Here is a 21,262-nt window from a genome sequence, read left to right on the forward strand (position 1 = left end):
AAAAGCCCGCGCCTACCAAGACCGGGCTGGCCCCCGCTCACATCAGAAGGCGAGTTGCGCGCTGTCCATGGCCGCAATGTCCGCGGCGCGACGGTAACGGAACACCGTGGCCGGCGGCACGTTGCGCACGATGGTGCCGATCCGCTCCACGCCCAGATCGAGCGCATCGGCGACCGACTCGGCCAGCGGCGGGCGCGGCGAATAAGTGAACTGGATGAACGCACCGCCGGGCCGCAGCAGCCGGAAGGCCTCGCTGACAATCGCGCTTTGCAGGGTCTTGCTCATCGCCAGCAGCGGCAGACCGCTGATCACGCACTGATAGGCACCCTCGCCGCCCGTGCATTGGCCGAGCACGGCCTGAGCCGGCGCCTCGATGATCGAAACGCCCGCAAAATCGCGCCGCAGGTTGCGCGCAAAACCGGGATTGATCTCAACCACTTCCAGATGCGTGCGCGGCAGGCCGGTCGCCAAAATCTGACGGGTGAGCGCGCCCGTGCCGCCGCCGAACTCCATGACGAGGCCGCCTTGCGGGTCGATCTGCGAGGCCATCAGCCGGCCAAGGTGCGGGCTGCTCGGCACGATGGAGGCCGTCTGGCGCGGTTTGCGCAGCCAGGCGTGAAGGAATTTCAGATAATCCCCGGCGCTTGACCGACGATCGGTCAGTGCGGAACTCTTGCTCGCCATCGCCCCTCGCTCGCTTGTCACGGAACCGTCTCACTAGTGCGCCGTGGGGGCGCTGGGAAGAGGCAAGATGTGGGTGATCGATCGGCTTTGTGCGCCGCTCGTCCTGAAAAGCACAGGGACCGGCTGGTCAGTGCGTCACATGCCGCACGGCCGCGAGGAGACGCTCCGGATCGAACGGCTTGACCAGCCAGCCCGTCGCGCCGACTTCCCGGGCGCGGGCGCGCTTTTCCTCGCTATATTCAGTGGTCAGCACCAGCACCGGCCGGTCGACATGGCGCCTGCCCTGCGCCCGCAACGTCTCGATGAAGCCGAAGCCATCGAGCCGGGGCATGTTGATGTCCGTGATGACCAGATCGGCCTCATTGGCCTCCAGCCAGTCGAGCGCGGCCTGGCCGTCCTCGGCCTCGACCACCTCATAGCCGCCGCCGGTCAGCGTCATGCGCAGCAACGCCCGCATGCTGCGACTGTCATCGACTGTCAGAACCTTCGGCATGTGCTTGTGCGACCTTCTGCCCGTTCGAGCGAAGGCACGCCATAAGGGTGGCAGCGTTTACAAATCGTCGACAGCGCAGACCGGTGACGGCCCGGCCCGGTCAGATTTCTGCGTTGATCACCCAGTCGTGGAACATGCGCACCGCGCGCTTTTCCATGGCTTTCGGGCGGCAGACGAAGAAATAGCGATAGGGGCTTTCGACATGATAATCGAACAGCCGCACGATCCGCGGGTCATGCGCTTCCTTGAAATGGCGCCCATGCATCGCGGCGATGCCGAGTCCCTGCGCCGCAGCCTCCAGCATCAGCGCACCCGAATCATAATAGTCGATCGACGCCGGCGTCAGATTCGGCAGGCCGACCGCTTCCTTCCAGACGTCGAACGTCGCCGACATGTCGCGGTGAACCAGCAGGGTCTGGCGGGCGATGTCCTCAGGGCGCGTGACCGGCCGGGGGCCTTCCAGCAGCGCCTTCGACCCGATGAGGTAGACAAGATCGCGATCCAGTTCGCGACCGTATAACGACGGATCGACATCTCGCGCCAGCACGATGGCAGCGTCCAGCCCTTCGCCTAGGCGCGCGATGGCGTTCGGGCTGGTATCCACGTCCAGATGCAGATCGGGATGCTGCTTGTGTAGCTCGCCCAGCCGCGGGAACAGGCGCTGGCTGGCGAACAAGGGCAACATGCCCAGCCGCACCCGCATCGTCCGCGCGCCGCCGGTAGCACTCTCGATAGCCGCACCTAGCGCATCGAGGGCGGGCGCGATCTCCTTGATCAGGGCATGGCCGTTCTGATTGAGTTCCAGCTGCTGGTGTTTGCGCTCGAAGAGGTTGTAGCCGAGAAATCGCTCGAGCGCCTGGATGCGGCGGCTGAGCGCGGGGGCTGACAGAGCCAGTTCCTCGGCCGCGGCCTTTACCGAGCCGGTGCGCGCGACCTGCACAAAAGCCTCAAGGGCGGTGAGAGGGGGAAGCCTGCGCATCGATGTTAACGGGACCCAAGTTTATGCTGCATTGCACAACTATGCCGCAAGCGTTCAGCCGACGCCAGCGCGTTTTGAGCCTTTGTTATCTCAACGCTATCCGCGACGCGCCGCCAGCCGCCAGAGCCGTTCGACCGGCCCCTGCCCCATCGATCGCCGCCAAAAGACCGACCAGACGAGCATCACAGCCCACATCGCCAGCACCACCAGCAAAAGCTGCGTCCGCGTCAGCGCGCCGAACAGGCCTCCGCCATAACCGTAGAACAGGGCGGTCATCAGCAGGCTGGTGAGCAGGTAATTGGAGAGCGCCAGCCGGCCAATCGTCGCAATGGCTCGAACCAGCGGCGCTTGCGGATGCTGCGCCGCCAGTCCCATCGCCAGCGCGGCCAGAGCGACGGCCAGGGGCAGACGCAGCGGCACCGACCAGCCGAACAGGGCCGCCTGCGCCGCGAGCGGATCGCCCGACAGCAGCACCCAGATGCCAAGGCCCGCCATCGGCACCAGCCCGACCAGCATCGCCCGGTGCCATGTCGCGCGATATTGGGGGGCCGGCCACTGGCCCGCCATGAAGCCGCCCTTGAGCATCGCCATGCCAAGCGCGATGAAGGCCAGACATTCGGGCCAGGAATAGAGAATCTGGTTTAGCGCCGCCCGCGGCGCGGCGCCGATCCGCTCGGCGAAAATGCCGGCATAGCTACCGGTATAGAGCGCGATCTCATTGGCAACCGCCCGGCTCGCCCCCATTCCGGCCGAGTCCGCATAGGCCTGCCAATGCTCGACGATGGTCGGTGCGGCTCCCGGTGCCAGCGCCGCTGCGCGGAGCGAGAAGGCGGGCCACACCGCCACCAGATTGATCACCCACTGAAGCAACAGCAGTCCCAGCGCGAGCTTGATCAGGCCAAGCGTCTCGAACCGGATGAACAGGGTGGCGATCAGGCCGCACAGGGCCAGCTGGACGAGGATATCCCCCGACCAGAGCAGCAGATAATGCGCTATGCCGATGGGCAGCAGCCACAGCATCCGCCGACGGTGGGCCTGCAGCCCATCCCGGCCGTTCATCTCCGCCGACTCGATCACCAGCAGGATGGACGCACCCAGCAGCATCGCGAAAATCGCGCGCATCTTGCCATCGATCAGCAGGAAGGTCGCTAACCAGGTCGCCAGATCCGCCGGCCCTTGCGTCCCCACCGTGAACGGGTTGAACCCCGCCGCAGAGGGCAGCCCGAAGGTTACGATATTGCCGAGCAGGATGCCCATCACGGCGCACCCCCTCAGAAAATCCAGTCCCTCGATCCGAAAGCCCTCATCGGCCATGCGCTGTGCTGTCCCGGTTGCGGGCCGGGCGCATGAGCGGGCCGGCGCCTTGTTCGATTGGTCGTTGCTCTATCGCCTTTTGGCGTGACGTCCACCCCAAGCTGGTGCATTCGCGCAGCGATGGTCAGCGACTGCAAGACACGCATCGGCGCCGCATTCGGCGCGGCGGCGCCCCGCTATGAGGGCGATGCCGGCGTGCACCGCCATGTCGCCATGCGCCTGCTCGATTTTGCGACGGGCGGCACCGATACCGGTGCGCGCGATCCGGCAACCGTGCTGGAGATCGGCTGCGGCACCGGCCTGCTGACGCGGCTGATTGCGCAGCGCTGGCCGAATGCGGCGATCACCGCCACCGACATCGCGCCCGGCATGATCGCGACGATGCGTGAGGCCGGCAGCCCCGCGCGGCTACTAGTGATGGACGGAGAACGCCCGGATCTGGGCACCGAGCGCTTCGACCTCATTCTCTCCAGCCTCGCTTTCCAGTGGTTCGAGGATTTGCCGGCAGCCCTCGCCCGCCTGCACGGCCTTTTGGCGCCGGGCGGGAGCCTATGCTTCGCCACTATGGGCGCCGAGAGCTTCAGTGACTGGCGCGCGGCCCATGCGCGTGAAGGGCTAGTCTGCGGCTTACGCGACTATCCGGACCGTGATGAGGTGGCCGCGATGGCGCAGGCTTTGGGCCAGTGCGATCTTGCCGAGGAGCTGGTCCCGCTGCCCGCGCCCGGCGGGCTGGCGCTGGCCCGGCATTTCCACGCCATCGGCGCGCGGGTGCCGCAGCCCGGCTATCGCCGCCTTGCGCCCACTTCGCTCCGCCGCGTGATGGCGCGGTTCGATGCGGATGGCGGGGCTTCAAACTACCACATCATCTATGGCAGGCTGTGGCATGACTGATCGACCGACCCTGCGCAGGGCAGTAGCCGAGGATGCCGAAGCCCTGGCGAGGCTGAAGCTTACCTGCTTTCGCGAGACCTTTCTGGAGGACTTCGCGGTCCCCTATCCGCCCGACGACCTCGCCCGGTTCGAAATCGAGGCCTATGGCGCGCAGGCCGTCGCCCGCGAACTGGCAGACCCGACCCACGCCAGCTGGGTGTGCTCTACGGTTGCCGGAGAGCTGGTCGCCTACGCCCATGCCGGGCCGAGTAAGCTGCCGCACCCGGAGGTCAGCGCGCACTCCGGCGAACTCTATCAACTCTACGTCCGTCGCGGCCATCAAGGGTACGGGTTGGGAGGCGCCTTGCTGAAAAGCGCGCTGGATTGGCTTGCAGAGCGCTATCCGGGGCCAAGCTGGCTCGGCGTCTGGTCCGGCAATGACCGGGCGCAGGCGGTCTACGCCGCCGCCGGCTTCCACAAGGTCGGCGATTATCTGTTCCATGTCGGTGACCACCGCGACGAGGAATATATTCTGCGCCGCGACTGAAAGCGATGCAGCGTTTCTGCCGCCCGACGAACCGCAGCCCCGTTTAGAGTTTCGCCATAGTTCGGCGCCTAGCCTGCGCCAGAACGACACGGTGCCAAAAAGCCGTGGCAAAGCTTGGAACGGACGGACAAGATGCGGGCTGCAGAAATCCTCAACAGGTCGGACGTGCCGCGCGGACAGCGGATATGGATGGGGCTCGCCTCAAGCCTGCTGGCGCTCTCGCTGGCCGGCTGCGGTGGCAGTGACAGCGGCAGTGGCGGTGGCGGATCGACGCCAATCACGGTCGCGCCGACACCAACCCCCACGCCGGCGCCAACCCCGGCGCCCACACCCACGCCAAGTCCTACGCCGACGCCGACCCCCACCCCAACGCCGACAAGTTGGACGGCGGCGGCGGCCGCGCTCTACGATACGCAGCCGAATGTCGCCTCGTGCAACACCGGCGTGCTCAAGACCAGCGTGCGGATGGACATGCTGGCCAAGGTGAATGCGGTGCGCGCGCTGCATGGGCTTCCCGCCGTCGTTTACGCTGCGTCTGCCAATCAGGGCGTCGACGATTCCTCGCTCATGATGGCCGCGAACAGGACGCTCGACCACAATCCTCCACCCACATGGACATGCTACACGACCGCAGGTCGCGACGCCGCTGCCTCGGGCAATCTCATCGGCGGATGGGGGTCATTGCCATGGCGGACCGAAGACGATCTGCTGGCGGGATGGATGACGGAGCGCAATAGCCTCTCGATCGGCCACCGTCGCTGGATCCTGAACCCGTTCCTCGGTCAGATTGCTTATGGGCGGTCCGTGTATCAGCTGCCTTCGGGCGAACGCGCAGATGGCGCGACGATGAAGGTCTTTGGTTTCAGCACCAGCGTCGCGGCACCAGCCCCGAGCAGCCTGCCCGATTTCATCGCCTATCCGCAGGGCAATTATCCGCAGCGTTACTTCGGCGCGAGCGACATTCTCTCGTTCACCGTGCTCGCCAACAAGACCGGGGCCTATGGCGCCAACGGAAACGTCGGCTTTAGTGGCGCCATCATCACGGTCAGCAGCGGTGGCACGAGCCTGCCTGTCACCAACGTGAAGTATGACAATGACGGATATGGGGTGCCGAACAACATCGAGTGGCGGGTGACGGGCCTGCAGGCCAACACGACCTACACCGTCAAGATTGTAGGCATCACCGGCGCCCCGCAGAGCGGCTACGAATACACTTTCCGCATGGTGCCCTGACCCGGCCGCATGGTGCCCTGAGCCGGCACCGACGGGCGCCGGTCAGGCGTCCATCAGGGCCGGGAAGAAGCCTTCATGCACGGTGCGCAGATCGGCCAGCGCGACCGAGTGATCGCTCTCCGGCAGCTCGAAGATGATGCGATTGGCAATGGTGCGACCCAGCCGCGCGACCGTGACGCCGCGCGCCTCGGCATGGCTGAGCATCTCGACCAGCGCCGCATCGCGCACCGTCACGACATACAGGCCCTGATCCTCGGCGAAATAGGTTTCCGCCGTCGTGCCGGCAAGCGGCTGATCGAGGATCGCGCCGATGCCGCCGGCAAGCGCCATCTCCGTCACCGCGACGGCGACGCCGCCATCCGACACGTCGTGACAGGCCGTGATGGCGCCGCAGCGAATGGCCTCGCGCACGAAATCGCCGGTCCGGCGCTCGGTGGCGAGATCGACCGGCGGCGGCGGTCCCGCATCACGGCCTTCCAGCCCATGGACCTGCCGCAGCCAGAGTGACTGGCCGAGCGATCCCGTGCGCTCACCGATGAGGAAGATGATGTCGCCGACATCCTTGAACGCGATGGTGCACATCCGCTCGACATCCGGCAGCAGGCCGACGCCGCCAATGGCCGGGGTGGGCAGGATCGCGCTGCCGCCGCCCGTCGCCTTCGACTCATTGTAGAGCGAGACGTTGCCCGACACGATGGGATAATCGAGCGCCCGGCAGGCCTCGCTCATGCCCTCGAGACAGCCGACGATCTGGCCCATGATCTCCGGGCGCTGCGGATTGGCGAAGTTGAGGCAATTGGTGATGGCGAGCGGCTGGCCGCCGACCGCCGTGATGTTCCGCCACGTCTCGACCACCGCCTGGCGACCGCCCTGCACCGGATCGGCATAGCAATAGCGCGGCGTGCAGTCGGTGCTCATCGCCAGCGCCTTCCTGGTGCCATGCACGCGCACGACCGCCGCATCTCCACCCGGCGCCTGCGCGGTGTCGGCGCCGACCATGTGGTCATATTGCTCCCAGATCCAGCGGCGCGATGCGAGATCAGGCGAGCCCATCAGCGCGAGCAGATCGGCGGCCGGGTCCTTGCTATCGGGCGCGCTGGCGAGCGGTGCGAGCGGCGGAGTCGGCACAAGCGGGCGATCGTAGAGCGGGGCGTCGTCGGCCAGCGGGCCGAGCGGAATGTCGCACACCGTCTCGCCATGGTGGACCAGCACCATCCGGCCCGTATCGGTCACTTCACCGATCACCGCGAAATCCAGCTCCCATTTGTGGAAGATCGCCTCGGCAAAGGCCTCCTTGCCGGGTTTGAGCACCATGAGCATCCGCTCCTGGCTCTCCGAGAGCATCATCTCATAGGCGGTCATGCCGGTTTCGCGCTGCGGCACCTTGTCCATGTCCAGCCGGATGCCGACGCCACCCTTGGAGGCCATTTCCACCGATGAACTGGTCAGGCCTGCCGCGCCCATATCCTGAATCGCGACGATGGCGTCAGAGGCCATGAGTTCAAGGCACGCCTCGATCAGCAGCTTTTCGGTGAACGGATCGCCGACCTGAACGGTGGGGCGCTTCTCTTCGGAGTCCTCGCCGAAATCGGCCGAGGCCATGGTGGCGCCATGGATGCCGTCGCGCCCGGTCTTGGAGCCGACATAGACGATCGGATTGCCCACGCCGGAGGCTGCGGAATAGAAGATCTTGTCCGTCTCCGCGACGCCCACAGTCATCGCATTGACGAGGATGTTGCCGTCATAGGCAGCATGGAAATTGGTCTCGCCGCCGACCGTCGGCACGCCCACGCAATTGCCATAGCCACCGATGCCCCGCACCACGCCGGAGATGAGGTGCTTCATGCGCGGATGATCGGGCCGGCCGAAGCGCAGCGCATTCATATTCGCGATGGGGCGCGCGCCCATGGTGAACACGTCGCGCAGGATGCCGCCGACGCCGGTCGCCGCGCCCTGATAGGGCTCGATGTAGCTCGGGTGGTTATGGCTCTCCATCTTGAAGATCGCCGCCTGCCCATCGCCAATGTCGATGACACCGGCATTCTCGCCGGGACCGCAGATCACCCAGGGCGCCTCGGTCGGCAACTTCTTCAGGTGGATGCGGCTGGACTTGTACGAGCAGTGCTCACTCCACATCACCGAGAAGATGCCGAGCTCCGTGATATTCGGCTCGCGGCCGATGGCGTTCACAACGCGCTCATATTCCTCGGGGGTGAAACCGTGTTCGGCGACGATTTCGGGGGTGATGCCTGAGGCGCTTGGGGTGGTGCTGGTCGACATGAGCGGCCTTTATCGCCGCCAGCGGGCGGGCACAACCGCCCGATCGGCCCTTGTAACGAAAAAGGCCGACCCTCTCGGGTCGGCCATATCTTTGAGCATCGGCCCGCCAGGGCGGACCGTGCGGTTGAACCATAAACGGCCGGTCAGCCCGCCTTGCAGGCCTGGCCGTTATACGTGACCGTCTCGCCGGCGCCTTCCAGCTTCGTCGCGCCATCGGCGGAAACGAAGGGCTGGCCGGCTTCCGGTGCCTTGAGACCGGTGATCGGGCCGCCACGTTCGGTGCGCAGGTTCGCCGTCACATCGTCCGTCATGAAGTCGACGAAGATCAGGCTGTTGTCCTTGCAGCGATAGGTGGTGCTGGCACGGAGCATGGGGGGCAGGGCGACGTTACCGGCATTTGCCAGTTCCGCAGCCATTGGGTCATTCGTGCCAGTGTTGAAGGTTTCAGGCTCGGACTTGCACGCAGACAAGGCGAGCGCGGCCGCGCAAAGCGCGATTGAGGGGTATGTGAGGGTTTTCATAGCCCCGCGGCTATTGCGATTCGCTCCCGCGAGGTCAACTTGATTTGCGTGACAATACGCCATTTTTCGGGGGAGCGTAGAGAGCACGCTTGACCCTGTGGGGGAGCCGGGTCAATGCATGGGCATGGCAGACGAGACCGATAACGGCACCCTCAGCTTCGAGGACGCGCTCAAGCGCCTGGAGGCGATTGTCCAGCAACTGGAGCGCGGCGACGTGCCGCTGGACCAGTCCATCACCCTCTATCGCGAGGGCGAGGATCTGCGGCTGCAATGCCAGAAGCGGCTCGATGCCGCCGAGGCCAAGATCCAACAGATTAAGGCAAGCGCCGATGGGTCCGCCCCCCGGACGGCCCCTTATCCCAGTGAATGATCCGCTGATGCGCCAGGACGCCGGAACCCGGCTCGAAACCGCCCTGACGGAGATTGCCGAGGCGATCGACGTGCAGTTCGACCGGCTGCTGCCGGTGCCGGAGGACCAGCGCGCGCGGCTTTATGAAGCGATGCGCTATAGCGCCATTGGCGGCGGCAAGCGCCTGCGCCCGCTGCTGGTGAAGGCAAGCTGCGACCTCTTCAACATTGGCTGGGAAAGCGCGGTACGCGCCGGCCTCGCCGTCGAGTGCATCCACGTCTATTCCCTGATCCACGACGATCTGCCCGCGATGGACAATGACGATATGCGGCGCGGCAAGCCGACGGCCCATCGCGCCTTCGATGAGGCGACGGCGATCTTGGCCGGCGACTGCCTGCACGATCTCGCCTTCGCGGTGCTGGCGGACGAGCGCACGCACGCTGATGCGACCGTGCGCTGCGAACTGATCGCCAGCCTGGCCCAGGCCAGCGGTCCCGCGGGCATGGCCGGCGGGCAGATGATGGACCTCGTCGCTGAAACGACGCCGTTCGATCTGCCGGCGATCACGCGACTGCAATTGCTCAAGACCGGCGCGCTCATTGTTTTCTGCCTGGAAGCCGGCGCCATTTTCGCGCGGATCCCCGAGGAGCGACGCACGAGCCTGCGCGGCTATGCGCATGATGTCGGCCTCGCCTTCCAGATCGCCGACGATCTGCTCGACATCGAAGGGGACGCTGCCGTGACCGGCAAGGCCGTGGGCAAGGACGCCGCTGCTGGCAAGGCCACCTTCGCCTCATTGATGGGCGTGGAGAAGGCCCGGCAGCAGGCATCCCTGCTGGTGGCGCAGGCCAAGGACCATCTGCGCGATTTTGGCGAGGAAGCCGATCTGCTGCGCGACATTGCCGATTTCGCGATCAGCCGCAGCTATTAAGGACGCGCACATGGCTCACCGCATCGGCCTTTATCCGGGAACCTTCGACCCTATCACGCTCGGCCATATGGACATCATCCGGCGCGGATCGAAGCTGGTCGACAGGCTGGTGATCGGCGTGACGACCAATCCCAGCAAGTCGCCTTTGTTCACGCTGGACGAGCGGCTGGCGATGATCCGGCGGGAATGTGCGGGAATCGATGCGGAGATCGACGTGCGGCCCTTCGATTCGCTGCTGATCGATTATGCCCGCTCGGTCGGCGCCTCGCTGATCCTGCGCGGCCTGCGCGCCGTGGCGGACTTTGAATATGAGTATCAGATGGCCGGCATGAACCAGTATCTCGATGCCAGCATCGAGACGGTGTTCCTGATGGCCGATGTCGCGCTGCAGCCCATTGCCTCGCGCCTCGTGAAGGAAATTGCAGGGCTGGGCGGCGACATCGGCAAGTTCGTTTCGCCCGGTGTTCGCACCGATGTGATGGCCCGGCTCGGCATGAGCGTCGACGTCGGCAGAGCAGACGAGACTTGACGGGTCATCATTGGTTCAGCCATGCGACGCTAGTTGGCGGCCGGGCCCGGTTCGGCCGTGGAATGAGGATGGACGACATGCGTGTTACCCGACTGTTTGGCTCCGGCATTGCGCTTGCCGCCGCCTGCGGCCTCATGCTGGCCAGCGCCAATTCCGCGCAGGCCCAGCCGGGCGGCGGTGCGCAGGATGCCCTGGCGAAGGCCGAAATGGCGGCCCGCGCGCAAAAGGATGCCGACGCCCTGCGCGAGGACGCGGAGAAGTCCACGGACAAGCCGCTCGTCGCAATGACGCCGGTCACGCCCGAAAACACCTGGGTGCTGACCCTCTCGGACGGCGCCACCGTGCGCATCCTGCTCCGCCCGGACGTGGCCCCCGGCCATGTCGAGCGGATCAAGACGCTAACGCGGGAAGGCTTCTACAACGGCCTCAAGTTCCACCGCGTGATCGATGGCTTCATGGCGCAGGGTGGCGACCCGAAGGGTGATGGCACCGGCGGATCGCCCCTGCCGGACCTCAAGCAGGAGTTCAGCTGGCTGCCGCACATGCGCGGCACCGTCTCCATGGCGCGCGCGCAGAGCGATGACAGCGCCAACAGCCAGTTCTTCATCATGCTGATGCCGCGCATGCAGCTCGACCACAAATATACGGTTGTGGGCCGGGTGATCGATGGCATGGCCGGTGTCGACCAGATCGCCAAGGGCGAGCCGCCGGCCCAGCCGACGACCATCGTGCGCGCCTATATCCAGAGCGATCAGCAGGCCGCAGCACCCGCCGGCAGCAACACGGCAGGCTGAGCGCGCCGACACGCGCGAGGGATTGCCGGCCAGCCACACCGCGCTGATCGGCACCTGTTCAATGCCCGGCGCAGACGCTAAGGGCGCCAGCCATGCGCGTTGACCTTTTCGATTTCGACCTGCCGCCCGAGCGGATTGCCCTGCGACCGGCCTCGCCCCGCGATGCGGCCCGAATGCTGGTGCTCGAAGGCCAGGACGGGGGCCTGCGCGACATGGGCGTGCGCGATCTGCCGACCGTGCTGCGCGCTGGCGACTGCCTCGTCTTCAACGATACGCGCGTCATCCCCGCCCAGCTGGAGGGGCAACGCGGCGAGGCGAAGGTCGGGGTGACGCTGCACAAGCGCCTCGGCCCGCGCGACTGGCAGGTCTTCGTCCGCAACGCCAAGCGAGTGCGGCCCGGCGACATCATCGCCTTCGCGCAAGGCGTGCAGGCACAAGCCGGCGATCGCGATGCAGATGGCGGCATGACGCTCAGCTTCCTCGGCGACGAACCGGTGGAGCTGCTGCTCGAACGCGCCGGCCAGATGCCCCTGCCCCCCTATATCGCCAGCAAGCGGCCCACCGACCAGCAGGACCGCGAGGACTATCAGACGATGTTCGCGCAGGAACCCGGTGCCGTCGCGGCGCCTACCGCAGCCCTGCACTTCACGCCCGGCCTCGTCGCAGCGCTCGCTGAGGCCGGTATCGGCCAGGCGACGCTTACTTTGCATGTCGGCGCCGGCACCTTCCTGCCGGTCAAGGCCGACGATACCGACGCACACCGGATGCATGCCGAATGGGGGCGGATCGACCAGGCCACGGCGGATCGGCTGAATGCAGTCCGTGCCAATGGCGGGCGCCTGATCGCGGTGGGCACGACCAGCCTGCGCCTCCTCGAAAGCGCAACCGGGGAAGATGGCATCATCCGGCCGTTCGCGGACGAGACGCGCATTTTCATCACGCCGGGCTATCGCTTCCGCGCCATTGACGGGCTGATGACCAATTTCCACCTGCCGCGCTCGACCTTGTTCATGCTGGTCAGCGCGCTGATGGGGCGTGAGCGGATGCAGGCAGCCTATGCTCACGCGATCGCGCAGGGTTATCGCTTCTACAGCTATGGCGATGCGAGCCTGCTGCTCCCCTGAGGGCGGGCAGCGGGGCGCCTAGATCAGCCCGAGCCGGCCAAGATCGGCCGCCAGCTGATCGGGCAGCATGTCGCCGCCCTCGCCCTCCCCCATATCCGGCGGCGCGTCCTCGTGAGCCAGATAGCGCCAACCCTGATGGGCGCGCTTGGGCCGTGGCACCACCGGGATGAGTCGCGGCGCAAGGCGGATCCACTGCCGCCCGTCCGGCCGCGCCTCGAACCCGAGCAGCGGGCTACGCCCGACGATCTGATGCGCCAGTACCCAATAGAGCGACCCGCCGGCCATCTCCTCATGCCGCTTGGGCAAATAGCGCGTCGTCAACCGCGCCTCGCCACCCTCTCCGGCCTGCGCATGGCCCTCCAGCCAGTCCCGCAAGGTGGCGGCGCTCTCAGACTGGAAGGCGATCTTGGTCATATGAAGCGGCATGATGCCGATCTAGGGCGTGGCGGCGAATTCGCAATGGCGGGAAGCGGTGGCGCAAGCTTGGTGGTTGGTGCCTAGGTCCGCATGTCCGCCACCCAACCGGCCGCCGAAGCTAGTTAGGTTATCGAGGGCGGGCGTATTCTACCCTCTCCCCCTGAGGGAGAGGGATGCGCAGACTTGGCAGCGTGCTGCCTAGTCGAAGCTGGGAGAGGGGTATACGATCCGCTGGCTCGCGCGGACCACCGTTACACCACCCCTCATCCAACTGCGCCTAGCCGCCTACTGGCGACAAGGCTGCGTATCCTTCTCCCTCAAGGGGAGAAGGTTGAAGACTTGGCAACAATGTCGTCCTGTTCGCTTAGACGCTTTGCTGCCGCGCAGCAGTCAGATCGCCACCGAAGCGCTCTCCTGACCCGCTATTGGCACGACCTCTGCCACCACCCAAAGCCCCCACAATAGTTTCGCTTCGGCCTGCTAAAGCAAGCGTCGGTTGCGGGCTTGGGTGCTCGAACGCATCTACCACCCATGGCGCACTCTGAGTCCTTTACGGCCGGCACGGTCTATCTCGTTGGCGCAGGTCCGGGCGATCCCGATCTGCTGACGGTGCGTGCTGCCCGTTTGATCGGCTCGGCGAGCATTATCGTGCATGATGGCCTGGTCGACCCCGCCATTCTCGCGCTCGCTTCGCCGGAGGCGGAGCTGATCTCAGTCGCCAAGCAGCGCTCTCGCCATTCGATGAAGCAGGAGGCGATCAATTCGCTGCTCGTCGGCGAGGCGCTTTCGGGCCGGGATGTCGTGCGCCTCAAGGGCGGCGACCCCTTTATTTTCGGGCGGGGCGGCGAAGAGCTGGAGGCCTGCCGCGAGGCTGGTGTGCGCTGCGAGGTCGTGCCCGGCATCAGCGCGGCGGTCGGCGGCGGCGCCAGTGCCGGCCTGCCGCTCACGCATCGCGAGGATGCCAGCATCGTCAGCTTCGTCGCGGGGCAGTGCAAGGGTCTTTCCGAGCAGAACTGGGTTGGCCTTGCCGGGCCGGGTCGCACGCTCGTCATCTATATGGGCCTCGCGACCAGCCAGGATATTGCCGAGAAGCTGATGCGCGACGGGCTCTCGCCCTCGACGCCGGTCGCGGTGATCGAGAAAGCCACGCGCCCCGATCAGCGCGTGCTGCGCAGCCTGCTCGCCGATCTCGGCGATCTTGTGGCGCGCGAGGCGGTCGCGAGTCCGGCGCTGATCGTGGTGGGCGAGGTCGTGCGGCATGCCGATGCGCTCGATTGCCTGCCGCTCGGGTCATTTCACATTCAGCACAGCACAGGTGCGGGGAGCCACTGACGACATGAATATCCTGACCGGCAATGATCTCGCCACCGGCGACGTCATCTGGTGGACTGGCCAAGGCTGGTCCATCCATGTGAACGACGCCGTGGACGTCGGCGAGAAGGGCGCGGAAATCGCCCAGGCCGAAGCCGCCGCGCGTCGCGTGAACGAAGCCTATGTGATCGACGGCGAGCAGGATGGTGAGGGCAATATCCGCCCCGCCCACATCAAGGAGCGCATCCGCGCGCTCGGCCCGACCGTGCGCCTCGACCTGAGCCTCAAACCCGCCGACCCCAATGCCGGCAACTGGGTGATATGATGGCGCGCCAAACCACCCTGCCGTTCGTGTCGAGCGAAGTCGAGACACGCCGCACCCAACGCTTCTCGACTTCGCTCGAAGCGAACGGAAAGTAAGACCATGTATCAGTACGACACTTACGATCAGGCGATGGTGGATGCCCGCGTTGCCGAATTCCGCGACCAGACCCAGCGTCGCCTCGACGGGCAGTTGAGCGAGGCGCAGTTTCGCCCGCTCCGCCTGATGAACGGCCTGTATCTCCAGCTGCACGCCTATATGCTGCGCGTCGCCATCCCCTATGGCACGCTCTCGGGCAAGCAGATGCACATGCTCGCCCACATCGCGCGCAAATATGACCGCGATTACGGCCATTTCACCACCCGCCAGAACATCCAGTATAACTGGATCAAGCTCGCGGACGCGCCGGATATTCTGGCCGATCTCGCATCGGTGGAGATGCACGCCATCCAGACCAGCGGCAACTGCATCCGCAATATCTCGTCCGACCAATATGCCGGCGTCTCCGCCGACGAGGTCGCCGATCCGCGCCCGCTCGCGGAGTTGCTGCGCCAGTGGTCGAGCTTCCACCCGGAGTTCACCTATCTGCCGCGCAAGTTCAAGATCGCGGTGATCGCGAGCGCAGAGGATCGCGCGGCCATGCGCCTGCACGATATCGGCATCGAGCTGGTGAAGAAGGATGACGAGATCGGCGCCCGCGTGTTCGTCGGCGGCGGCATGGGCCGCACACCGATGGTTGCGCCGGAAATCCGCGACTTCGTGCCCTTCGCGGAGATCGTCTCCTATCTGGAGGCGTGCCTGCGGGTCTACAATCGCCACGGCCGGCGCGACAACAAGTACAAGGCGCGGATCAAGATCCTCGTCCACGAAATGGGCCGGGAGGAATATACCCGCCAGGTCGAGGAAGAGTTCGCGCACATGAAGACGCTCGGGCTCGATCCGCCGCTCGCCGAACTGGCGCGCATTGCCGATCACTTCGCGCCCCCCGCCTATGAGAACGGCCTCTCGGACGAGATCGACCTCTCCGACCGGGATTTCGCGGCCTGGGTGAGCACGCAGGTGAAGCCGCACAAGGTGCCGGGCTATGCCATCGTCAACATCAGCCTCAAGCCCATTGGCGGCATTCCGGGCGATGCCTCCTCCGCGCAGATCGACCTGATGGCCGACCTGGCCGAAAAGTACAGCTTCGATGAGCTGCGCGTCACCCACGCCCAGAACATCGTGCTGGCGCATGTCAAGAAGGCGGATCTCTATGCGCTGTGGAAGGCGCTGGAAGAAGCCGATCTCGGCACCGCCAATCTCGATCTCATCAGCGACATCATCGCCTGCCCGGGCCTGGATTATTGCAGCCTTGCCAATGCGCGCTCAATCCCGGTCGCGCAGAAGATCGCGCAGCGTTTCTCCGATCTCGATCGGCAGAAGGAGCTGGGCGAGCTGAAGCTGAAGATCAGCGGCTGCATCAACGCCTGCGGTCACCACCATGCCGGCAATATCGGCATTCTCGGCGTCGACCGGAAGGGTGTGGAGAATTATCAGCTCCTGCTCGGCGGTTCCGGCGCGGACGATGTCAGCCTTGGCCAGATTACTGGTCCTGGTTTCGACGAGAACGGCATTGTCGATGCGGTCGAGAAGGCCACCAACGTCTATCTCGCCAACCGGCAGGAGGGCGAGCGCTTCGTCGACACCTTCCGCCGGATCGGCATGGCCCCGTTCAAGGAGGCACTTTATGCTTGAATATCTGTCCCTGCGTGAAGGCGGCGAGGCAGCCGAACTGCCCGCCGTGACGCTGGAGGCCTTTTCCGGCCAGAGCAATTCGGCCGCGGTGCGTATCGAGCCGGGCGAGGACGCCCGCGAATTGCTGCCGCATCTGGACCGCGTGGCGCTGGTGGAGGTGAACTTCCCCGTGTTCGGCGACGGACGCGGCTATTCGGCGGCGCGCATCCTGCGCGAGGCTGGCTATGCCGGCGAGCTGCGCGCGGTGGGCGATGTCGCGGTCGATCAGATCAGCCATATGGTTCGCTGCGGGTTCGACAGCTTCCGGCCGGACAAGCCGCTCGACCCTGCGCTGGTCGAGGCAGCGCTCAACCGCTTCCCCGGCGTCTATCAGAAGACCGTCGATCCGCGCGCGCCGATCTGGGCGCAGCGCCACGGAGCAAGCAATGGCTGAAGCCGCTCGCCAGATCGACCGGATCGACGCCGCCCCGCGCTGGACGCAGGCAGATGCGGACGCGTTCAACGCGCGCTTTGCGGGCGTGGATGCGGGCACGATGCTCAAGACGCTGTTCGCCGAGGATGCGCTCGGCACGGTCGCCGTCGTCTCCTCCTTTGGCACGGAAAGCGCGGTGCTGCTCCACCTCATCGCACAGGCGGACAAGAGCGTGCCGGTGATCTTCGTCGACACCCTCAAGATGTTCCCGGAAACGCTGGACTATCGCGATACGCTGATCCGCACCCTCGGCTTCACCGACAGCCGCGTGGTCGAGCCCAAGGCCGACGTGCTGGCGGCGAAGGACGACAAGGGTCTGCGCTGGTCCTACGACCCCGATGGCTGCTGCGAAATCCGCAAGGTCGAGCCGCTGGCGCGCGCCAAGCAGGGCCTCGATGCCTGGATTAGCGGGCGCAAGGCCTTCCAGTCCGTGACGCGCCAGAACCTGCCGCGCTTCGAGATCGAGGACGGGCGCCTGAAGATCAATCCGCTGGGTGATTGGGACAAGGCGGCGCTGGAAGCCTATTTCACCGCGCACGACCTGCCCCGCCATCCGCTGGAAGCACAGGGCTATCTCTCGATCGGCTGCGAACCCTGCACCAGCAAGGTGATGCCGGGCGAAGACCCACGTGCCGGCCGCTGGCGCGGCTGGGACAAGGTGGAATGCGGTATCCACACCAGCTCGACGCCGGTGGCGGACCCGGAAGACCCGGCGAACCAGCCGGCGTTTTGAAGGACTTATAACCGTAGCAAGCAACTCTCCTTAGCCCCTCCTCTTCAGAGGAGGGGAGAAATTGGGTGTTGCTCAGATAGTCTGTGAGGTTCCAAAGATCAGTGCTTCCCCGCCCAGCGTGTAGCCTCTAGCGAAGGACGTCAGTCTCCACCCCCAGCCGAAAGCTCCCATGCCCACCTCCCCCACCCCTTATGACGCCATCATCCTGGGCGCCGGCGCAGCGGGGTTGATGTGTACGGCGGTGGCCGGGCAGCGCGGACGCAAGGTGCTGCTGCTCGATCATGCCGACGAGCCGGGCAAGAAAATCCTCATTTCGGGCGGCGGGCGGTGCAACTTCACCAATCTCCATACCGCGCCGGATCGCTACCTCTCCGGCAATCGCCATTTCGCCAAGTCGGCGCTCAGCCGCTACACCGCGCAGGATTTCCTCGCGCTGGTCAAGCGCTACGGCATCGCCTGGCACGAGAAGACGTTGGGGCAACTCTTCTGCGACGGTAGCGCGCGGCAGATCGTCGCCATGCTCCTGGAGGAATGCGCGAAGGGCGCGGTCGACATCGCCTGCGCCTGCCCCATCCGCGAGGTCACCCATGCCGATGGCCAGTACCACGTCAACACACCGCGTGGCATCGCGACCGCGCCGGTGCTGGTCGTCGCCACCGGCGGGCCGTCCATTCCCAAGATGGGCGCGACCGGTTTTGCCTATGATCTCGCCCGCCAGTTCGGCCTCAAGGTCGTGCAGCCCCGCCCGGCGCTGGTGCCGCTGACCCTCAGCGGCGACGATGCGCTGTTCCGGGAGCTGTCCGGCGTCTCGGCCGATGTCGTTGCCCGCACCGGCAAGACGCGCTTTCGCGAGGCGGCACTGTTCACGCATCGCGGGCTTTCCGGCCCGGCGATCCTGCAAATCTCCTCCTACTGGCGCCACGGCGAGGGCGTTGGCATCGATTTTCTGCCCGATCATCCGCGCGACTGGCTGCTTGCCGCCAAGCGCGAGGCCCCGCGCATGACCCTGCGCCGCCTGCTCCGCGCCGCGCTGGCGGAGCGCCTCGCGGACCGGTTGGCGGCCGATCTCGCGCTGGAAGCGGAGCTCGGCAACCTGCCCGACCGCGCCCTTGCCGCCGCACAAGCGCGTCTGGCGGACTGGACGTTCATGCCCAATGGCAGTGAGGGCTATGCCAAGGCGGAGGTGACAGCGGGCGGCGTCGATACCGCGGGTCTCTCCTCGCAGACGATGGAGGCCAAGGCGGTGCCGGGCTTGTACGTGATTGGCGAGGCGGTGGATGTGACCGGCTGGCTGGGCGGGTATAATTTTCAGTGGGCCTGGGCCAGCGCGCATGCGGCAGGACAGGCGGTTTAAGTCCACTGCACCATCATCACACCCACGTGCTCCTGCGAAGGCAGGAGCCCAGGGCGGAGAAGCCGGTCGATTGCGCCCTGGGTTCCTGCCTTCGCAGGAACACGAGATCAGCTACAACCGCCGCTCATCCCCGTTCGTGTCGAGCGGAGTCGAGACACCCAAGGACAGCGCTCTCCGTGTCTCGACTTCGCTCGACACGAGCGGCACCTGAAGGTTCGGGGCTAGCCCCTCACCTCACTCATAACCATCATCCGCCCCGGCATAGCTATCGTCCGCCAGATCGGTGAACCGCGTGATCTTGGAATCGAAGTAGAGCCTCACCTTGCCGGTGGCGCCGTGGCGCTGCTTGGCGACGATCAGCTCGGAATGGCCGGTGATCCGGTCCATTTTCTCGCGCCAGGCGGCATAAGCGCCCTCGTCCTCGATCTTGGGCTCCTTGCTCATCTCGTAATAGTCCTCGCGGTAGAGGAACCACACCATGTCGGCGTCCTGCTCGATCGAGCCGGATTCGCGCAGGTCCGAGAGTTGCGGCCGTTTGTCCTCGCGGCTTTCCACCGCGCGGCTGAGCTGGGAGAGCGCGATCACCGGCACCATCAGCTCCTTGGCGAGCGTCTTCAAACCACGGCTGATCTCGGAGATCTCGTTGACGCGGCTATCGCCGGCCTTGCCCGAGCCTTGCAGCAGCTGGAGATAGTCGACCACGATCATACCGATATTGTGCCGGCGCTTGAGGCGGCGGGCGCGGGTGCGCATCGCCGCGATGGTGAGGCCTGCGGTATCGTCGATGAACAGCGGTAGATCCTGCAACTCACGCGAGGCGCGGACGAGGTTCTGGAACTCGCTATGGTTGATCCGCCCCATGCGCAGCTTCTCGCCACTGATGCCCGACTGCTCGGCGAGGATACGCGTCGCCAGCTGGTCGGCGGACATTTCCAGGTTGAAAATGGCAACCGGTGCGCCGATCGACTTTTCCGGCGGAATGCCGTCGGCCATGTCGCGCATCCAGCGGCTGGCGGCATTATAGGCGATGTTGGTCGCCAGCGAGCTCTTGCCCATGCCGGGGCGCCCGGCAACGATGATAAGGTCCGACGGATGCAGGCCGCCGGTGCGGTTGTTCAGCCCATCCAGGCCCGAGGTGATGCCCGAGACATGGCCCCCGGAATTGAGCGCCTTCTCCGCCATGCCGACCGCAAGCCGCGTCGCCTGCGCGAAGGTCTTCATGCTGCCGGTGTCACCACCCTGCTCGGCCACCGCATAGAGGGCCAGCTCCGCCTGCTCGATCTGCCCCTTGGGGTCGATGGCATCGGAGGTGTCGAGCGCCTTGTCGACCAGCTCCCGCCCGACGCCGACCAGCTCGCGCAGCAGCGCCAGATCATAGACCTGCCGGGCAAAATCGCGCGCGCCGATCACCGCCGCGCCGCTGCCGGTGAGCTGCGCGAGATAGGCCGGGCCGCCCAGTTCCTTGAGCGCCGGGTCGCTCTCCAGCAGTGGCTTCAAGGTCACCGGATTGGCGACCATGTTGCGATCGACCAGCTTGAGGATCGCCTCATAGATGCGCCCATGCAGCGGCTCGAAGAAATGCTCGGCGCGCAGCTCCATCTGCACGTCCTCGACGATCCGGTTGTCGATCATCAACGCGCCGATCAGCGCAGCCTCCGCCTCCACATTGCGCGGCATACGGGCTTCAGAGCCGGGCACATCGGGCACCGGGGCAAGACGGATCGTGTTTTCTGACATGGGGGACGCATTGTCCTCTCTTCCGAGGTGCGGCGCAAGAGCCGAGGGTGCGTCCAACTGTGGAGGACTGTGGATAAGACTGGGGATGGATTTTGGAAGCGCCACCTCAACTCCGTCACCCCGGGCTTGACCCGGGGTCCCGCTTCTCATCACATCAGCCCATGGATCGGGAACGGCAGGGTGGCTGGGTCTACATCATGGCAGATCGCTATCGCGGCACGATGTATGTCGGCGTGACCGCTCATCTCGGCGCGCGCATTCTTCAGCATCGCAGCGGAACAGGATCGGACTTCTGCGCCCGTTATGGATTAGCCCGAATGGTGTGGGCGGAGCCGGGCGAGGACATCGCCCAATGCATCGCTCACGAAAAACGGCTCAAGCGCTGGCGGCGCGAATGGAAGTTCGCGCCGATCGAACGTGATAATCCCGACTGGAAGGACAGGTTCGATCTGCTGGTTTGAAGAAGCGGGACCCCGGGTCGAGCCCGGGGTGACGAGAGAAGAGAGATCGATCTGCCGCGCAATCCGTGGCACA

General features: G+C 65.7%; 23 protein-coding genes. 15 read left to right on the forward strand and 8 right to left on the reverse strand.

Features of this window, described 5'->3' with window-relative positions; all coding sequences use genetic code 11:
* Positions 1–42 precede the first annotated feature (42 nt).
* The 4 genes from M2339_RS11040 to M2339_RS11055 form a co-directional block, all read right to left on the reverse strand.
* Positions 43–684 (reverse strand): class I SAM-dependent methyltransferase, encoded by a 642-nt coding sequence (locus M2339_RS11040; RefSeq protein ID WP_181558740.1) that lies wholly within the window; start codon positions 682–684, stop codon positions 43–45.
* 127 nt (positions 685–811) lie between these two features.
* Complete coding sequence (locus tag M2339_RS11045) at positions 812–1,177, reverse strand: response regulator (RefSeq protein ID WP_264572056.1); 366 nt, start codon at positions 1,175–1,177, stop codon at positions 812–814.
* A 100-nt stretch (positions 1,178–1,277) separates the two neighbouring features.
* A complete protein-coding gene (locus M2339_RS11050) occupies positions 1,278–2,156 on the reverse strand; it encodes a LysR substrate-binding domain-containing protein (RefSeq protein WP_264574473.1) in 879 nt (292 codons plus the stop codon).
* A 96-nt stretch (positions 2,157–2,252) separates the two neighbouring features.
* The gene (locus M2339_RS11055; protein ID WP_264606340.1) at positions 2,253–3,470 is read right to left on the reverse strand and encodes a DUF418 domain-containing protein; all 1,218 of its coding nucleotides are present in this window, start codon (positions 3,468–3,470) and stop codon (positions 2,253–2,255) included.
* Between the two features lie 84 nt (positions 3,471–3,554).
* Between M2339_RS11055 and M2339_RS11060 the strand changes: the two genes are divergently transcribed.
* From M2339_RS11060 to M2339_RS11070, 3 genes are all read left to right on the forward strand, one after another.
* Positions 3,555–4,361 (forward strand): methyltransferase domain-containing protein, encoded by an 807-nt coding sequence (locus M2339_RS11060; RefSeq protein WP_264606341.1) that lies wholly within the window; start codon positions 3,555–3,557, stop codon positions 4,359–4,361.
* Complete coding sequence (locus M2339_RS11065) at positions 4,354–4,887, forward strand: GNAT family N-acetyltransferase (protein WP_264606342.1); 534 nt, start codon at positions 4,354–4,356, stop codon at positions 4,885–4,887. The genes M2339_RS11060 and M2339_RS11065 overlap by 8 nt, the downstream gene beginning before the upstream one ends.
* Before the next feature lie 114 nt (positions 4,888–5,001).
* A complete protein-coding gene (locus M2339_RS11070) occupies positions 5,002–6,120 on the forward strand; it encodes a CAP domain-containing protein (RefSeq protein WP_264606343.1) in 1,119 nt (372 codons plus the stop codon).
* Positions 6,121–6,162: 42 nt separating this feature from the next.
* Here M2339_RS11070 and purL read toward each other — a convergent pair whose 3' ends face one another.
* Together purL and M2339_RS11080 are read right to left on the reverse strand one after the other, a co-directional pair.
* Positions 6,163–8,400, reverse strand: a complete 2,238-nt coding sequence (gene purL / locus M2339_RS11075) for a phosphoribosylformylglycinamidine synthase subunit PurL (RefSeq protein ID WP_264586587.1) — start codon at positions 8,398–8,400, stop codon at positions 6,163–6,165.
* Positions 8,401–8,543: 143 nt separating this feature from the next.
* On the reverse strand, positions 8,544–8,921 hold the full coding sequence (locus tag M2339_RS11080) for a hypothetical protein (RefSeq protein ID WP_181558733.1): 378 nt from the start codon (positions 8,919–8,921) through the stop codon (positions 8,544–8,546).
* A gap of 124 nt (positions 8,922–9,045) precedes the next feature.
* Here M2339_RS11080 and M2339_RS11085 point away from each other — a divergent pair, with 124 nt between their 5' ends.
* The 5 genes from M2339_RS11085 (at position 9,046) to queA (ending at position 12,648) form a co-directional block, all read left to right on the forward strand.
* Complete coding sequence (locus M2339_RS11085; RefSeq protein WP_264586586.1) at positions 9,046–9,291, forward strand: exodeoxyribonuclease VII small subunit; 246 nt, start codon at positions 9,046–9,048, stop codon at positions 9,289–9,291.
* A 7-nt stretch (positions 9,292–9,298) separates the two neighbouring features.
* Positions 9,299–10,201, forward strand: coding sequence for a polyprenyl synthetase family protein (locus M2339_RS11090; protein WP_264586585.1), 903 nt, complete (start codon positions 9,299–9,301; stop codon positions 10,199–10,201).
* Positions 10,202–10,211: 10 nt separating this feature from the next.
* Positions 10,212–10,730, forward strand: coding sequence for a pantetheine-phosphate adenylyltransferase (gene coaD / locus M2339_RS11095; RefSeq protein ID WP_264586584.1), 519 nt, complete (start codon positions 10,212–10,214; stop codon positions 10,728–10,730).
* Between the two features lie 77 nt (positions 10,731–10,807).
* Positions 10,808–11,524: a peptidylprolyl isomerase gene (locus M2339_RS11100; protein WP_264572047.1), complete on the forward strand. Its 717-nt coding sequence runs from the start codon at positions 10,808–10,810 to the stop codon at positions 11,522–11,524.
* 92 nt (positions 11,525–11,616) lie between these two features.
* Positions 11,617–12,648, forward strand: a complete 1,032-nt coding sequence (gene queA / locus M2339_RS11105) for a tRNA preQ1(34) S-adenosylmethionine ribosyltransferase-isomerase QueA (RefSeq protein WP_264586583.1) — start codon at positions 11,617–11,619, stop codon at positions 12,646–12,648.
* Between the two features lie 18 nt (positions 12,649–12,666).
* Here the strand turns inward: queA and M2339_RS11110 are convergent, their stop codons facing one another.
* Entirely contained in the window at positions 12,667–13,074 is a 408-nt protein-coding gene (locus tag M2339_RS11110; RefSeq protein ID WP_264586582.1) for a DUF1489 family protein, read from the reverse strand.
* Between the two features lie 522 nt (positions 13,075–13,596).
* Between M2339_RS11110 and cobA the strand changes: the two genes are divergently transcribed.
* The 6 genes from cobA to M2339_RS11140 all read left to right on the forward strand — a co-directional run bounded on the left by cobA (position 13,597) and on the right by M2339_RS11140 (position 18,991).
* The gene (cobA, locus tag M2339_RS11115) at positions 13,597–14,397 is read left to right on the forward strand and encodes a uroporphyrinogen-III C-methyltransferase (RefSeq protein ID WP_264586581.1); all 801 of its coding nucleotides are present in this window, start codon (positions 13,597–13,599) and stop codon (positions 14,395–14,397) included.
* A gap of 4 nt (positions 14,398–14,401) precedes the next feature.
* Entirely contained in the window at positions 14,402–14,701 is a 300-nt protein-coding gene (locus M2339_RS11120) for a DUF2849 domain-containing protein (RefSeq protein ID WP_181558725.1), read from the forward strand.
* 99 nt (positions 14,702–14,800) lie between these two features.
* Positions 14,801–16,432, forward strand: coding sequence for a nitrite/sulfite reductase (locus tag M2339_RS11125; RefSeq protein ID WP_264586580.1), 1,632 nt, complete (start codon positions 14,801–14,803; stop codon positions 16,430–16,432).
* Complete coding sequence (locus M2339_RS11130) at positions 16,425–16,865, forward strand: DUF934 domain-containing protein (RefSeq protein WP_264576544.1); 441 nt, start codon at positions 16,425–16,427, stop codon at positions 16,863–16,865. The genes M2339_RS11125 and M2339_RS11130 overlap by 8 nt, the downstream gene beginning before the upstream one ends.
* Positions 16,858–17,637: a phosphoadenylyl-sulfate reductase gene (locus tag M2339_RS11135; protein ID WP_264586579.1), complete on the forward strand. Its 780-nt coding sequence runs from the start codon at positions 16,858–16,860 to the stop codon at positions 17,635–17,637. Before M2339_RS11130 ends, M2339_RS11135 begins: the two co-directional genes overlap by 8 nt.
* A gap of 169 nt (positions 17,638–17,806) precedes the next feature.
* Positions 17,807–18,991 (forward strand): NAD(P)/FAD-dependent oxidoreductase, encoded by a 1,185-nt coding sequence (locus M2339_RS11140; RefSeq protein ID WP_264606344.1) that lies wholly within the window; start codon positions 17,807–17,809, stop codon positions 18,989–18,991.
* Positions 18,992–19,225: 234 nt separating this feature from the next.
* Here M2339_RS11140 and M2339_RS11145 read toward each other — a convergent pair whose 3' ends face one another.
* Positions 19,226–20,728 (reverse strand): replicative DNA helicase, encoded by a 1,503-nt coding sequence (locus M2339_RS11145; RefSeq protein WP_264576546.1) that lies wholly within the window; start codon positions 20,726–20,728, stop codon positions 19,226–19,228.
* 161 nt (positions 20,729–20,889) lie between these two features.
* On the opposite strand from M2339_RS11145, the gene M2339_RS11150 reads away from it, so the two are divergent.
* Positions 20,890–21,189: a GIY-YIG nuclease family protein gene (locus M2339_RS11150; protein WP_264586577.1), complete on the forward strand. Its 300-nt coding sequence runs from the start codon at positions 20,890–20,892 to the stop codon at positions 21,187–21,189.
* Positions 21,190–21,262: the final 73 nt, after the last annotated feature.

This window comes from Sphingobium sp. B2D3C (genome assembly GCF_025961835.1).
In the GTDB taxonomy this organism is placed as follows: domain Bacteria; phylum Pseudomonadota; class Alphaproteobacteria; order Sphingomonadales; family Sphingomonadaceae; genus Sphingobium.

Bases quoted from the DNA above. Each gene is read 5' to 3' on its own strand.
- M2339_RS11040 (WP_181558740.1), bottom strand. From the start codon at position 684: ATGGCGAGCAAGAGTTCCGCACTGACCGATCGTCGGTCAAGCGCCGGG.
- M2339_RS11045 (WP_264572056.1), bottom strand. From the start codon at position 1,177: ATGCCGAAGGTTCTGACAGTCGATGACAGTCGCAGCATGCGGGCGTTG.
- M2339_RS11050 (WP_264574473.1), bottom strand. From the start codon at position 2,156: ATGCGCAGGCTTCCCCCTCTCACCGCCCTTGAGGCTTTTGTGCAGGTC.
- M2339_RS11055 (WP_264606340.1), bottom strand. From the start codon at position 3,470: ATGGCCGATGAGGGCTTTCGGATCGAGGGACTGGATTTTCTGAGGGGG.
- M2339_RS11065 (WP_264606342.1), top strand. From the start codon at position 4,354: ATGACTGATCGACCGACCCTGCGCAGGGCAGTAGCCGAGGATGCCGAA.
- purL (WP_264586587.1), bottom strand. From the start codon at position 8,400: ATGTCGACCAGCACCACCCCAAGCGCCTCAGGCATCACCCCCGAAATC.
- M2339_RS11080 (WP_181558733.1), bottom strand. From the start codon at position 8,921: ATGAAAACCCTCACATACCCCTCAATCGCGCTTTGCGCGGCCGCGCTC.
- M2339_RS11085 (WP_264586586.1), top strand. From the start codon at position 9,046: ATGGCAGACGAGACCGATAACGGCACCCTCAGCTTCGAGGACGCGCTC.
- M2339_RS11090 (WP_264586585.1), top strand. From the start codon at position 9,299: ATGCGCCAGGACGCCGGAACCCGGCTCGAAACCGCCCTGACGGAGATT.
- coaD (WP_264586584.1), top strand. From the start codon at position 10,212: ATGGCTCACCGCATCGGCCTTTATCCGGGAACCTTCGACCCTATCACG.
- M2339_RS11100 (WP_264572047.1), top strand. From the start codon at position 10,808: ATGCGTGTTACCCGACTGTTTGGCTCCGGCATTGCGCTTGCCGCCGCC.
- queA (WP_264586583.1), top strand. From the start codon at position 11,617: ATGCGCGTTGACCTTTTCGATTTCGACCTGCCGCCCGAGCGGATTGCC.
- M2339_RS11110 (WP_264586582.1), bottom strand. From the start codon at position 13,074: ATGCCGCTTCATATGACCAAGATCGCCTTCCAGTCTGAGAGCGCCGCC.
- cobA (WP_264586581.1), top strand. From the start codon at position 13,597: ATGGCGCACTCTGAGTCCTTTACGGCCGGCACGGTCTATCTCGTTGGC.
- M2339_RS11120 (WP_181558725.1), top strand. From the start codon at position 14,402: ATGAATATCCTGACCGGCAATGATCTCGCCACCGGCGACGTCATCTGG.
- M2339_RS11125 (WP_264586580.1), top strand. From the start codon at position 14,801: ATGTATCAGTACGACACTTACGATCAGGCGATGGTGGATGCCCGCGTT.
- M2339_RS11130 (WP_264576544.1), top strand. From the start codon at position 16,425: ATGCTTGAATATCTGTCCCTGCGTGAAGGCGGCGAGGCAGCCGAACTG.
- M2339_RS11135 (WP_264586579.1), top strand. From the start codon at position 16,858: ATGGCTGAAGCCGCTCGCCAGATCGACCGGATCGACGCCGCCCCGCGC.
- M2339_RS11140 (WP_264606344.1), top strand. From the start codon at position 17,807: ATGCCCACCTCCCCCACCCCTTATGACGCCATCATCCTGGGCGCCGGC.
- M2339_RS11145 (WP_264576546.1), bottom strand. From the start codon at position 20,728: ATGTCAGAAAACACGATCCGTCTTGCCCCGGTGCCCGATGTGCCCGGC.
- M2339_RS11150 (WP_264586577.1), top strand. From the start codon at position 20,890: ATGGATCGGGAACGGCAGGGTGGCTGGGTCTACATCATGGCAGATCGC.